The organism is Halomonas sp. SL18_1, from assembly GCF_055755715.1.
Window position 1 is genome coordinate 351839 of record NZ_JBVTRK010000001.1, and the last position, 13735, is coordinate 365573.

The 13735-nt window shown below is 67.0% G+C and carries 7 protein-coding genes and 4 pseudogenes; 2 read left to right on the forward strand and 9 right to left on the reverse strand.

The genetic code is table 11. From position 1 onward, the window contains the following. Positions 1 to 97: 97 nt before the first annotated feature. Positions 98 to 496, forward strand: a complete 399-nt coding sequence (locus ACSJDS_RS01825; RefSeq protein WP_473031870.1) for an acyl-CoA thioesterase — start codon at positions 98 to 100, stop codon at positions 494 to 496. A gap of 291 nt (positions 497 to 787) precedes the next feature. Here ACSJDS_RS01825 and ACSJDS_RS01830 read toward each other — a convergent pair whose 3' ends face one another. From ACSJDS_RS01830 to hexR, 3 genes and pseudogenes are all read right to left on the reverse strand, one after another. Further along, a complete protein-coding gene (locus ACSJDS_RS01830; protein WP_473031871.1) occupies positions 788 to 1876 on the reverse strand; it encodes a TRAP transporter substrate-binding protein in 1089 nt (362 codons plus the stop codon). Positions 1877 to 2053: 177 nt separating this feature from the next. Then, positions 2054 to 4275: pseudogene (gene uvrD, locus ACSJDS_RS01835) on the reverse strand (DNA helicase II). 278 nt (positions 4276 to 4553) lie between these two features. After that, positions 4554 to 5417, reverse strand: a complete 864-nt coding sequence (hexR, locus tag ACSJDS_RS01840; RefSeq protein WP_473031872.1) for a transcriptional regulator HexR — start codon at positions 5415 to 5417, stop codon at positions 4554 to 4556. Between the two features lie 182 nt (positions 5418 to 5599). Here hexR and ACSJDS_RS01845 point away from each other — a divergent pair, with 182 nt between their 5' ends. Beyond that, entirely contained in the window at positions 5600 to 5797 is a 198-nt protein-coding gene (locus ACSJDS_RS01845) for a PA3496 family putative envelope integrity protein (RefSeq protein WP_473031873.1), read from the forward strand. Between the two features lie 119 nt (positions 5798 to 5916). Here the strand turns inward: ACSJDS_RS01845 and ACSJDS_RS01850 are convergent, their stop codons facing one another. From ACSJDS_RS01850 to ACSJDS_RS01875, 6 genes and pseudogenes are all read right to left on the reverse strand, one after another. Beyond that, positions 5917 to 7263: a sodium-dependent transporter gene (locus tag ACSJDS_RS01850; protein WP_473031874.1), complete on the reverse strand. Its 1347-nt coding sequence runs from the start codon at positions 7261 to 7263 to the stop codon at positions 5917 to 5919. A 189-nt stretch (positions 7264 to 7452) separates the two neighbouring features. Next, positions 7453 to 8274, reverse strand: coding sequence for a DUF72 domain-containing protein (locus tag ACSJDS_RS01855; RefSeq protein ID WP_473034952.1), 822 nt, complete (start codon positions 8272 to 8274; stop codon positions 7453 to 7455). Between the two features lie 41 nt (positions 8275 to 8315). Continuing rightward, positions 8316 to 10150 (reverse strand): annotated as a pseudogene (gene glmS, locus ACSJDS_RS01860) (glutamine--fructose-6-phosphate transaminase (isomerizing)). A gap of 27 nt (positions 10151 to 10177) precedes the next feature. Next, a pseudogene (gene glmU, locus ACSJDS_RS01865) lies at positions 10178 to 11547 on the reverse strand (bifunctional UDP-N-acetylglucosamine diphosphorylase/glucosamine-1-phosphate N-acetyltransferase GlmU). 238 nt (positions 11548 to 11785) lie between these two features. After that, on the reverse strand, positions 11786 to 12856 hold the full coding sequence (locus ACSJDS_RS01870) for an FAD:protein FMN transferase (RefSeq protein ID WP_473031875.1): 1071 nt from the start codon (positions 12854 to 12856) through the stop codon (positions 11786 to 11788). 33 nt (positions 12857 to 12889) lie between these two features. Then, positions 12890 to 13700: pseudogene (locus ACSJDS_RS01875) on the reverse strand (undecaprenyl-diphosphate phosphatase). Between the last annotated feature and the right edge of the window lie 35 nt (positions 13701 to 13735).

The window sequence follows — 13735 nt, forward strand, 5'->3', positions numbered from 1 at the left end:
GCGTATAAGATGGCCACGAACCGAGCGCGCTGCACCGCAATATCGACAGCCGACCGTGTCTTCCGCCGACAACAACAAGCCGAGCGTACGATATTCCATGACCGATCTCGACGATGTGCCCGCCCCCCAGGGTCAACTGACCCTCAAGCTGCTGGCCACCCGCCAGGACACCAACCTCTACGGCGATATCCCCGGTGGCTGGCTGGTCAGCCACATGGACCAGGCCGCCGAGCTGGCCGCCGGCCGCGAGGCCCACGGCCGTACCGCCACCGTGGCCATCGAGACCATGGACTTCCTGTGCCCGGTACGCGTGGGCTCGATGGTCAATATCTACACCGCGGTGCGCGAGATCGGCCACAGCTCGGTGAAGATCGACGTGGAGGTGTGGATCCGCCCACCCCACGATCGCGGCGAGACGCTCAAGGTCACCGAGGCGCGCTTCGTGATGGTGGCGCTGGACGACAACGGCCGCATCCGCGCGGTGCGCCAGGGCTGAGCCCTGCAAAGACCGGGAGTGATATCTGACTTCCTCATCATCAATTTCAGGAAGCCAGAGATTTATGTCACGAGCGAAGAGAGCGCCGTAATAAATGGTTCTTCGCAGACTGGCGTGAACAGGCTATGTGGGAGGGACGGTTCGACGCCTCGACTTCAGCTCGCGAAGTAGCGCGCAGCGCTACCCATGGGGCGCCTCCGGCGCCTTCGCCCGGCAGAGCCGGCCTCCCACCATAAAACCTGCCAAACATGTTCACGCTAAAGTGCGATGAACCTAATAAATCGCGGCTTCCTACGCCCCGACGCTATCGCGCCCCTTAAGATAGGAATACTCGCCGATATCGCTGAACGGCCTCACCAGCTGCTGGAACGCCCGATAGGACTCGTAGACCTTGGCCGAGTCGGGGTCGCGCTCGACCTGCGCCTGAATCACCTCCTGGGAGGATTCGAAGAGCGCCTCCATGACGTCCTCCGGGAAGGTGCGCAACTGCACGCCGTGCTCATCGACCAGGGTCTCCAGGGCCTGGGCGTTGCGGTAGGCGAACTCGCTGATCATTGCCAGGTTGGAGGCGCGGGCCGCCTCACGCACCACCTCCTTGAGGTCGTCCGGCAGGGCGTTCCAGGCGTCCAGGTTGACGGTCCCTTCCAGCACCGCGGTGGGCTCGTTCCACACCGAGGTGTAGTAGTAGTCGGCCACCTGATGCAGGCCGAAGGCCATGTCGTTGTAGGGCCCCACCCAGTCGGCAGCGTCCAGCACGCCGGTCTGCATGGAGGTGAAGATCTCGCCGCCGGGCATGTTGACCGTGGTCACACCGATCCCGTTCATCGCCTCGCCGGCGAGCCCGGGCAGGCGCAGGCGGATACCCTGCATGTCGGCCAGCGAGTTGATTTCGCGCTTGAACCAGCCGGCCATCTGCGCCCCGGTATTGCCCACCGCGAAGGGCTTGAGGTTGTGCTTGGCGTAGATCTCGTCCCACAGCTCTTGGCCGCCGCCGTGGTAGAGCCAGGCATTCTTCTCGGTGGTGTTCATGCCGAAGGGCACGGCGGTGAAGAACTGCGAGGCGGCCACCTTGCCGCGCCAGTAGTAGGCGGCGGAGTGGCCCATCTCGGCGGTGCCGGCGGCGACGGCGTCGAAGACCTCCATGGCGGGCACCAGCTCGCCGGCGCCGTGCACACGGACGCGCATGCGGCCGTTGGAGAGCTGTTCGATGCGCTTGGCGAACTCGTTGGCACCGGTCCCCAGGGCAGGGAAATTGGTCGGCCAGGAGGTGACCATGTCCCAGGTGATGGTCTCCTGGGCCTTGGCGGTAGAAATAAAGGGGGCGGCGGCGACACCGGCGGCACCGAGGCCGGCGGTTTTGAGAAACTTGCGACGTTGCATAACGGGCATGACTCCAGGGTGATTATTCTGGTCTGCGCTCTGCTTGGCGCAGTGTGTCCACCCTGGAGTATGCGTCAGCGCCGATTTGAGCGGCAAGTCGCCCTTTTGACGTAGACGTCAACGTACCCGGGGATATGCCGATTTACGTCGCGAGCGCAGCAGTTAAGCGGCGTATCCCTATAGAGGGGTGAGCTTGGCAAACCCCAGCACCAGCCACTTGTCGCCCTCCCCCTCGAAGCTGACCTGCACCCGGGCGCGCTGTCCCTCGCCCTCGGCGTTGAGGATCACGCCCTCGCCGAACACCGGATGGCTGACCCGCTGGCCAAGGGCCAGGCTCGGCAGGTCGTCGCCGCCGTCCACCGAGGTCTGTCGCGACAGCCCTACGGCGGGCCGGGTGGCGGTCACCGGCCGGCTGATCTGGCCGCGCAGGCGCACCTCCTCGAGGAACTCCTCGGGCAGCTCGCGCAAGAAGCGCGACGGCCGCTGGAAGGTCTCCTTGCCGTGCAGCCGGCGAATCTCGGCATAGCTGAGATAGAGCTTGCGCATGGCGCGGGTCAGGCCCACGTAGCAGAGCCGGCGCTCTTCCTCCAGGCGGCCGGGCTCCTCCAGCGACATTCGATGGGGAAAGAGCCCCTCTTCCACGCCGGCGACGAACACCACCGGGAACTCCAGCCCCTTGGCCGAGTGCAGGGTCATCAGCTGCACGCAGTCCTCGAACTCGTCGGCCTCGTGGTCGCCAGCGTTGAGCGCCGCCTCCGCCAGGAAGGTCTCCAGGGCCGCGCCCCCTCCCCCGCCTCGGGCGGGTCCAGCGCCTCGCCCTGGGTAAAGGCCCGGGCGGCGTTGACCAGCTCCTCGAGGTTCTCGACGCGCATCTCGCCCTTGGCCTGGCTGCCCTTCTCGCCTTTTTCGCTGCGGTGATGCTCGATCAGCCCCGAGACGCTCAGGGTATGCTCGATGATCTCGTGCAGCGCCATGCCGGCGGTTTCGTTGTCGAGACGCTCGACCAGGTCGGCGAAGGCCTTGAGCGCGGTGCCGGCGCGCCCCTTGAGGGAGCCGTCGGCCAGGCCGTCGTGCAGCGCCTGCCACAGCGACACGCCGCCGTGGCGCGCCCGCTCGCGCAGCAACTCCACGGTGCGGGTGCCGATGCCTCGGGCCGGCACGTTGATGATGCGCTCCAGGGAGGCGTCATCGTCGCGGTTGAGCAAGAGTCGCAGGTAGGCCAGGGCATTCTTGATCTCGAGGCGCTCGTAGAAGCGCTGGCCGCCGTAGATGCGGTAGGGCACGCCCTGGCGGATCAGAATCTCCTCCAGCACCCGGGACTGGGCGTTGGAGCGGTAGAGGATGGCGATCTCGCGGCGGTTGACGCCCTCGTCGACCTTCTCCCTGAGGGTGTCGACGATATAGCGCGCCTCGTCCAGGTCGTTGAAGCCGGCATAGACCGAGATCGGCTCGCCGCGCTCGCCGGCGGTCCACAGCTCCTTGCCCATCCGCTCGCTGTTGTGGCGAATCAAGGCGTTGGCCGCCTCGAGAATGGCGCTGGTGGAGCGGTAGTTCTGCTCCAGCCGCACGGTCCTGGTATCGGGAAACTCCCGCTCGAAGCGACGGATGTTCTCGACCCGGGCGCCGCGCCAGCCGTAGATCGACTGGTCGTCATCGCCGACTACGGTCATCGGCGTGGTCATGCCGGAGAGCAGCTTGAGCCAGGCGTACTGCAGGGTGTTGGTGTCCTGGAACTCGTCCACCAGCACATGGCCGAAGCGCTCCTGATAGTGGGCCAGCAGGGCGGGATTGTCCCGCAAGAGCTCCAGGCTGCGCAGCAAGAGCTCACCGAAATCGACCAGGCCGCCGCGCTCGCAGGTGAGCTGGTAGCGATCGTAGAGCTCCACCATCTGGCCCAGGTAGGCGTCGCCGTGGGCGTCCACTTGGTGGGGGCGCAGCCCCTCCTCCTTACAGCCCGAGATAAAGGACTGCACCTGACGCGGCGGGAAGCGCTCGTCGTCGATACGGTGGTCCTTGAGGAGGCGCTTGATCAGCCGCAGCTGGTCGTCGCTGTCGATGATCTGGAAGTGCTGGGGCAGCCGGGCGTCCTGCCAGTGGGTGCGCAGCAGGCGGTGGGCGATGGAGTGGAAGGTGCCCACCCAGACGTGGCGCAGCGACAGGCCCAGCAGCGCCTCCAGGCGGGTGCGCATCTCGCGGGCCGCCTTGTTGGTGAAGGTCACGGCGAGCACCGCATAGGGCGAAAGTCCCTCCACCTGCATCAGCCAGGCGATGCGGTGGACCAGCACCCGAGTCTTGCCGGAGCCGGCGCCGGCCAGCACCAGCATGTTGCCCTGAGGGGCGCTCACCGCCTCGTGCTGGGCCGGGTTCAACTGATCGAGAATCGCCGTGACGTCGTCCATGGGAAGGGGTCTGCCGCTCGAAAAATGAGCGCACAGCTTAGCACAGGGGCGAGGGGCGAGGGGCGAGGGGCGAGGGGCGAGGGGCGAGGGGCGAGGGGCGAGGGGCGAGGGGCGAGGGGCGAGGGGCGAGGGGCGAGGGGCGAGGGGCGAGGGGCGAGGGGCGAGGGGTAGTGTGATGAGCCACGGGGCAAGGCACAAGGGGTTACCTTGTCGCTTGCCCTTGGACAAAGGCCATGTGGTTCCTTGTCACTTGCTCCTCAAACCTCGTACCTGAACGACTAGGGCTTCCCCTCCTGCTCCGGAAACCGTAACGGCGTCAGGCTCTTCTTGACCGCCTTGAGCTGCTCGGCGAGCTTGGGCCCGCGGGTCTTGGCCACGCCCACGGCGAGCACGTCGACCAGCACCAGGTGGGCGATACGCGAGCTCATCGGGGTATAGATCTCGGTGTCCTCGTGGACATCGATGTAGAGCGGCAGGGTCACCTCCTCGGCGAGCGGCGAGCCACTGGGGCACAGGCCGATTACCGTGGCCCCGGCCTCGCGGGCCAGGCGCACGCTGGCCACCAGCGCCCGGGTGCGCCCGGTCTGGGAGATGGCCACCACCACGTCGCCCTCCCCCAGGGTCACCGCCGACATGTTCTGCATGTGCGGGTCGGCGTAGGCGGCGGTGGAGATCTGCAGGCGGAAAAACTTGTGCTGGGCGTCGAAGGCCACCGCGCCGGAGGCGCCGAAGCCGTAGAACTCGACCCGGTTGGCCATGGCCAGGGCGTTGATCGCACGCCCCAGGGCATCGTTGTCGAGCCGGTCGCGTACCGACAGCAGGGTGCCGACGGTGGAGTCGAAGATGCTCTGGGAAAACTCGGCGACGGAGTCGTCGTCGTTCATCGAGAACTGGGCGAACTGGCTGCCCGAGGCGAGCATCTGCGCCAGCTTGAGCTTGAAGTCCTGGAAACCGTTGCAGCCCAGGGCCCGGCAGAAGCGGACCACCGTGGGCTCGCTGACCTTGGCCTCGGTGGCCAGGTCGACGATGCGCATGTGGATCACTTCATCGGGGTTACGCAGCACATAGCGCGCCACCTTCTGCTCGGAGCGGCGGAAGTGCTCCATGCGGCGTCTCATCTCATCGAACAGGGCGCGGCTCACGCTGGACTCCTTGGCTAAGCATCGATTCTCGTCTTGACCCCAGACAGTATGCCCCATCCCGCCCCCGCTAGGGAGTGTCGACGAAACAGCGTGGAACGACCCACTTCGTCATCTTTCTGTCAAGTGGGGTATAGTAAGGTTGGCAAGAAAAAGAAGAGAGCCATACGAAGGGAGAGTCGATCATGCGCAATGTCGAACGCTTATCCTCCGTCAAGAGCGAACTTCTCGACATCTTCATGAGCATGAACGTCGCCGAACACGAGCAGCGTTCCCGCACCGCCGCCCAGCGCAATCTGCGCGCCCGGCGCGGCATCGAGCTGCATCAGGAGTTCAAGCAGCTCGAGCGGGAGCTCGCCGGCCTCGACGACGAGACGCATTGACGTCGGCCGCCCGAAGGCGGCCGACAGTAGACGCTAACCGCCCGACCCCGGTATCGGGCTAAGCCCCCGTCGCGCCCTCGCTTCCCCAGCGGGGCGGCGGCGCGACGGAGTGCGGGGCACTATCCCAGCAGGCTGTTGATAAACACCACCAGCATGCCCAGCGGTGCGATGTAGCGCGCCACCACTACCCATAGCTGCTCGGTGCCGCCGGTGAGGTTCAGCTCGCTGGCCACGCTCTGACGATCCAGCACCCAGGCCACGAAGACGATCGCCCCGAGGCCGGTCAGCGGCAACAGGAACTTGCTGGTGAAGGTATCCAGCAGATCGAAGACGTTGAGCCCGAAGAGGATCGGCACGTCCCAGACGTTGAATGACATCAGGGCCGCAATGCCCAGCGCCCAGACCGCCACGCCGCCGGCCACGGTGGCCACCACGCGGGTCATCGGGGTGCGCTCTTCGACGAACTCCACCACCGGCTCGAGCAGCGAGATCGCCGAGGTCAGGGCAGCGAAGGTCAGCAGCAGGAAGAACATCAGCCCGAGTAGGGTGCCGCCGGTCATGTTGCCGAAGGCCAGCGGCAGGGTGACGAAGATCAGCCCCGGCCCTTCGCCGGCACTCAGGCCATTGGCGAAGACGATGGGGAAGATCGCCAGGCCGGCCAGCAGGGCAATGGCGGTATCCAGGATGATCACCGTACGGGCGGTGCCCAGCAGGTTGACGTCCTCGCCCAGGTAGGAGCCATAGGCCATCATGATGCCCATGCCCAGCGACAGGGTGAAGAAGGCCTGGCCCATGGCGGCCAGCACCACGCCGCCGGTCAGGGCGCTCCAGTCGGGGCGGAACATGAAGGCCAGCGCCTCGCCGAAGTGGCCGGTGGTCATGCCGTACCCGACCAGCACCAGCATCAGCACCACCAGCGCCGGCATCATGGTACGTACGGCCCCTTCCAGGCCCTTGGTCACCCCTTGGGCGACGATCCAGATCACCAGCGCCATGAAGGCGGTGTGCCACATCAGCAGCAGCCCGGGGCTGGAGAGCAGGCCGCCGAAGATGGCGCCAACGCCGTCGGCATCCTGGCCGGTGAAGGCCCCGGTCACCGAGTTCAAGGTATAGGAGAGCGACCAGCCGCCGATCACACTATAGAAGGAGAGGATCAGGAAGGCCGCCAGCACCCCGCTGACGCCCACCAGCGCCCAGGCCTTGGTCTGGCCGCTCTTGTGGGCTAGCTCGGACATGGCATTGATAGGGTTCTTCTGGCCACGGCGACCGATCAGCCACTCGGCGACCAGCACCGGCAGGCCCACCACCGCCACGCAGGCCAGGTAGACCAGCACGAAGGCGGCGCCGCCGCTGTCGCCGACCATGTAGGAGAAGCGCCAGATATTGCCCAGCCCGACCGCGGAGCCGGCCGCAGCGAGCACGAAGGTCATCTTCGATGACCACTGCGCGTGGACGAGTTTTGACATGAATCACCTGTTGTTGTGTATCTGGTTGTTGATGTGCCATAGAGCAAAAAACAAAGCAAGAAACGATAGGTTTTTGCCCAGAAGACGGCAAATCTATCCGATCATACGCTTGGTGGCCAGCCGAGCGGGCGACGATTTCGTCGCATCCCGGCACCGGTAACAGGTAAGCGTCAAGAAAATGCTACAGCCTCAGAAAAGCGACGCCTGACGCTCGCCTGGGAAGTCGCCCAGCGGCGGCAGATCGCAGGCTGTTTTCAGCCGACCATGGAGACGGCGCGCCAGTTCCGGCGCCTGGCGATTGTCCGCGGTATGCACAAACAGAAAAGGGGTTATCCCCTGTTTTATCCACAAGCCAAGACGCTCCACCCAGGGGGTGAAGTAGGCATCGTTGAGCGTCGAATCCAAGTGACCAATAAAGCGGATCAGCGGGTTAGGGCCCGTGGAAATCACGTGTAACGGGCGTTTCGGCTTTTCTCTCTGGGCCTGCATCAGCCCGGGATGGCCGTTGGCCGCCGTGGCGAAGAGCGGTCGCACATCGAGCATGACCCGGTTGGCCCCGTGACTTATCAACAATCGGTTGAAGGCGACTTCGTCGCTCCCCTTGTGGAAAAACGCCGGGTGGCGCGGCTCCACGGCGCAGGGCAGCCCCGCCGGCCAGCGCCCCAGCAGGGCCGCCAGCCGCGGCAGCTCGGCGGGACCGAAATCCCGCGGCAGCTGCACCATCAGCGGCCCGAGGCGGTCCCAGAGCGGCGCCAGCGCCTCGACAAAGGCATCGAACTCGGCCTCGATGCCGGCCAAGCGTCTCTCGTGGGTCAGCACGGCCGGGAGCTTGAAGCAGAAGCGAAATCCGGGCGGCACCTGACGCGCCCAGGCGGCCACCGTGCCGGCCCGCGGCGCTCCGCTGTAGAAAGTGGTATTGCCCTCCACCGCGCCGAACACCCGAGCATACTCCTCGAGGCCGCCGCCATGGGGCGGATAGAAGCCGCCGCGCCATTCGGCGTTGGCCCACATGGGCAAGCCGAGATGCAGGCGCGGCGCGGCATCAGGCGGCGTCACTCCACTGTCACGCTCTTCGCCAAGTTGCGCGGCTGGTCCACGTCGGTGCCCTTGAGCACAGCCACGTGGTAGCTGAGCAGCTGCAGCGGCAGGGTGTAGAGAATCGGCGCCAGCGCCTCGTGCACATGGGGCAGGCGCAGCACGCGAATGCCCGCCGCCTCCTCCAAGCCCACCTGCTCGTCGGCAAACACGAAGAGCTCGCCGCCGCGGGCCCTGACCTCCTGCAGGTTGGACTTGAGCTTGTCGAGCAGCTCGTCGTTGGGGGCAACGGAAATGACCGGCATCTCGCTGTCCACCAGCGCCAGGGGACCGTGCTTGAGCTCACCCGCGGGATAGGCCTCGGCGTGAATGTAGGAGATCTCCTTGAGCTTGAGCGCCCCCTCCAGGGCGATGGGGAAGTGCGCCCGCGCCCCAGGAAGAGGGCGTGGTGCTTCTCGGCGAAGGCCGCCGAGAGCGCCTCGATCTCGCCATCCAGTGCCAGCACCCGACTGACCTGCCTAGGCAGCGCCCGCAGCGCGGCCACCACCTCGGCCTGGGTCTCGGCCTCCAGCCCCTTGACACGCCCCAGCGCCAGGGTCAGCAGCATCAGCGCGGTGAGCTGGGTGGTGAAGGCCTTGGTGGAGGCCACGCCGATCTCGGGGCCGGCCTGGGTCATCAGGGCCAGATCGGATTCGCGCACCAGTGAGCTGCCCGGCACGTTGCAGATCGCCAGGCTGGCCAGATAGCCGCGCTCCCGGGCGAAGCGCAGTGCCGCCAGGGTGTCGGCGGTCTCGCCGGACTGGGAGAGCGTCACGAACAGGGTGTCCTCCGGCACCACCACCCGGCGGTAGCGGTACTCCGAGGCGACCTCCACCTGCACCGGCACCCCCGCGTAGCGCTCCAGCCAGTAGCGCGCCACCATGCCGGCGTGGTAGCTGGTGCCGCAGGCGACGATATGGATCTGCCGTACCCGCTCGAACAGCGCCTCGGCGTCAGGCCCGAAACTTTCGACCAGGGCGCTGCGCTCGCCCAGCCGCCCCTCCAGGGTGGCGGCGATCACCGCCGGCTGCTCATGGATCTCCTTCTGCATGAAGTGGCGATAGTCGCCCTTGCTGGCCGCGCCGTCGCCATGCTCGAAGGTTTGCACCTCCCGTTCGACGCCGGTGCCGTCGGCATCGAACGTCTCGATGCGGCCCGCCCCGGAGAGCCGTACCACGTCGCCCTCCTTCAGGTAGCTGAAGCGGTCGGTGACCTGCAGCAGCGCCAGCGGGTCCGACCCCAGGAAGGCCTCATCGATCCCCACCCCGACCACCAGCGGGCTGCCCTTGCGGGCACCGACGATCACGCCCGGCTCGTCGGCGTGAATCACCGCCAGGGCATAGGCCCCCTCGAGCCTGGCCAGCGCCGCCCGGACGGCACCCAGCAGATTCCCGGCCTCGCGGTATTCCCGCGCCACCAGATGGGCGATCACCTCGGTGTCGGTCTCGGAGGCGAAGGCGTAGCCCGCCGCCTGGAGCTCCCGGCGCAGCGCCTCGTGGTTCTCGATGATGCCGTTGTGCACCACCGCCAGCCGCTCGCCGGACTGATGCGGATGGGCGTTGGCCTCGCTGGGCCGGCCATGGGTGGCCCAGCGGGTATGGGCAATGCCGCAGCGACCGGCCAGCGGTGTATCATCCAGCCGGGCCTCCAGGGCGGCCACCTTGCCCGCCGCCCGGCTGCGCTGAAGCTTGCCTTCCGGCGCCAGCACCGCCATTCCGGCCGAGTCATAGCCGCGGTACTCCAACCGCTTGAGCCCCTCGAGCAGGATACCCTGGACGTTGCGCTGGGCAACGGCACCGACGATTCCACACATGCGCTATCTCCTTGCTGAGCTCCGGCGTCAGTGATCGCTTGTCTTGGTAGGACGCGGCCAGTCGGCCTTGCCGATCTGCCGGCCGCGGGACACCGCCAGGGCGTGGTCGGGCACGTCCTTGCTGATGGTCGACCCGGCGCCGACGGTGGCCCCTGGCCGACGCGAAGCGGCGCCACCAGGGCGGTGTTGGAACCAATGAAGGCGCCGTCGCCGATCTCGGTTCGATGCTTGTTGGCGCCATCGTAGTTGCAGGTGATGGTGCCGGCGCCGACGTTGACGTCGCGCCCCAGCCGGGCATCGCCCACGTAGCTCAGGTGATTGATCTTGCTGCCCTCGCCCACCTCGACATTCTTGGTCTCGACGAAGTTGCCCACCTTGGAGCCCACCGCCAGACGCGAGCCGGGCCGCAGCCGAGCGAAGGGGCCGATGCGGTTGCGGCCGGCCACCACGGCGCCGTCGATGACGCTATGGGCTTCGATGACCGTCTCCGCGCCGATATGGCTGTCGCGGATGACGCAGTAGGGGCCGATGCGAACCCCTTCGCCCAGCTCCACCTCGCCCTCGAACACGCAGCCCACGTCGATCTCCACGTCGTGGCCGCAGCTCAGCCGGCCGCGCACGTCGAGCCGGCCCGGGTCGAGCAGCGCCACCCCCTCGTCCATCAGCCGTTTGGCCTGGTCGCCCTGATAGGCACGCTCGAGCCGGGCCATCTGGGCGCGGTTGTTGACCCCTTCGACCTCCAGCGGCCTGGCCGGCTGGGCGGTGGCGATGTCCACCCCTTCGGCGGCGGCCATGGCGATCACGTCGGTGAGGTAGTACTCGCCCTGGGCATTGTCCGCCGACAGCTGGGGCAGCCAGCGGCGCAGCTGCGCCGCGGTCATGGCCATGATACCGGTGTTGCACTCCCGCACCTGGCGCTCATGCTCGCTGGCGTCCTTGTGCTCGACGATGGCCACGGCCTCGCCCTCGGCGTTACGCAGGATGCGCCCGTAGCCGGTGGGGTCGTCGAGAGTCACGGTGAGCAGCGCCATGCGCTCCTCATCGACCTCGGCCAGCAGCGCCTCGAGGGTCTGACGGAGGATCAGCGGCACGTCGCCGTAGAGCACCAGCACCTTGCCGTTGCCCAGCGCCTCCAGGGTCTGGGCCACCGCGTGGCCGGTGCCCTTCTGCTCGGCCTGCAGGGCGAAGCGTACTTCACAGTCGTCGAGGGCCTGGCGGACCCGATCGGCACCATGGCCAACCACCACGTGCAGCCGGTCGGCGTTGAGCCCACCGGCGGTGTCGATCACATGGCGCACCATCGGCTTACCGGCCAGAGGGTGCAGTACCTTGGGAAGCGCCGAGCGCATGCGCGTGCCCTGCCCGGCCGCCAGTATCACCACATCGAGGCTCATCATGACTCCTTGTGCCTGTTTTCCGGTTCATCGCACTTTAGCGTGAACATGTTTGGCAAGCTCCAAGGTGGGAGGCCGGCTCTGCCGGGCGAAGGCGCCGTAGGCGCCCCAGGGGTAGCGCTACACGCTACTTCGCGAGCTAAAGCTCCCTCCCACAGAGCCAGTTCACGCCAGTCTGCGATGAGCCTATTTTCCTGTTTTCCTCCGCTACAGTGTAGCGGCTCACTCACGCCAACCTGGCCTAGCGAATCTCCAGTTCCAGCTCCTCCACCAGCGCCTCGCCGAAGTGGTCCACGAAGGCCGGACTGACCGTGCTGGCCCAGCCCTCGTCCTCGCGAACCAGCATCAGCACCTTGAGGTCGTGCTCCCGGGCAAGCTCGGCCCCCTCCTCGTCGCCCAGCACCATCAGCGCGGTGGCCCAGGCGTCGGCCCAGGCATTGGAGGGATGGAACACGCTCACCGAGGCCAGGCGGTGGTCGATGGGCTGGCCGCTGCGCGGGTCGATGGTGTGGGAGTAGCGCCGGCCCTCCTCCTCGAAGTAGTTGCGGTAGTCGCCGGAGGTGGCCAGGGAGATAGCCTCCAGCGGCAGGATATGCTGCGCCTGCTGGCGGTCATCCATCGGTGCCTCGATGCCGATGCGCCACGGCTGCTCCTCGGTATCCCGGTAGCCGCGGGTGATCAGGTCCCCACCCAGGTTGACCAGGTAGTGCTCGATCCCCTCGCCGTTGAGGTAGGCCGCCACCCGGTCGGTGCCGTGCCCCTTGGCCACGCCGCCGAGGTCGACGAAGACGTCGCGCAGGCGCCGCGCCTGCAGCCCCTCGACGTCGACCTCGATGCTGTCGGGCCCCACCGTCTCCAGCTGCTCGGCAATCAGCGCCGGGTCCGGCACCTCCCGGGGGCGGCCCTCGGAGCCGAAGCTCCAGAGGTTGACCAGCGCGCCGATGGTGACGTCAAAGGCGCCGTCGCTGGCCTCGGCCACCGCCTGACTGATCGCCAGGACTTCCACCAGCTCATCGGAAAGCGGCTGCCACTCCCCCAGCGGCGCCTGGTTGAAGGCCATCAGCTCGGCATCGTCTCTATAGATGGACATGGCCGCATCGACGCTCTCCAGGGTCTCCAGAATCCCCGCCTCCAGGCGCTGGGCCTCGCCCTGGGTCAGCGGGTCGGCAATGGAGACCTGGTAGAAGGAGCCGAAGATCGCCCCTTCGAGACGCACCGGCGAGTCCAGGGGGCGGTCGCTTTCGGAGCAGCCGGCCAGCAGCGGGGCGACGGCCAGGCTGGCCAGCAACACAAGGGGCAAAGAACGGAACATGAGCGAGACTCCCTCGAAGAATGGCGAGCGCGGCTACCAGAATACCCACAGCAGCCACAGCCCGAGAACGATGCGGTAGACCACGAAAGGCTGCATCCCGATCCGCTTGATGGCGACCAGGAAATAATGAATGCACAGATAGGCGCTGATCCCCGCCAGCAGGGTGCCCACCATGAGCGCCGGCAGGTCGAGGGGCGCCGGGTCTCGAATCAGGCCAATCACCTCCAGCCCGCCGGCCAGGAGGATCACCGGAATCGACAGCAGAAAGGAGAAGCGTGCCGCCCCCTCCCGGCTCATGCCCAGCAGCAGCGCCGCGGTGATGGTGATGCCCGAGCGGGAGGTGCCGGGAATCAGCGCCAGCGCCTGGGCACCGCCGATCACCAGGGCATCCTTCAGGGTCAGCTGATACTCGCTTCGTCCGCTGCGCCGGCGCCAGTCGGCGTAGCCCAGCAGCAGGCCGAAGCCGATCAGGCTGACGCCGATAAGCACCGGCGAGCGCATGCCCAGCGCCACCTGATCGCGAAAGGCGAAGCCGATCACACAGACCGGCAGGGTGGCCAGCAGCACCCACCAGGCGAGGCGGGCATCGGGGTCTTCGCCCCCCGGCGCCAGGCTCCCGACCTCAAGGAGTCGATCCAGCTGACGGTCATGCGCGCCAGCTCGTGGCGGAAATAGAGCACCACCGCGGTCAGGCTGCCCAGGTGCAGCGCCACGTCGAAGGCCAGCCCCTGATCCTCCCAGTCGGTGAGCACCGGCACCAGAATCAGGTGGGCGGAACTGGAGATCGGCAGAACTCGGTCAGCCCCTGTACGATGGAAAGAACGACGACCTGCAGCCAATCCATTGGGCGATTCCTCGACAGTAGCGAGCCATGCCCCG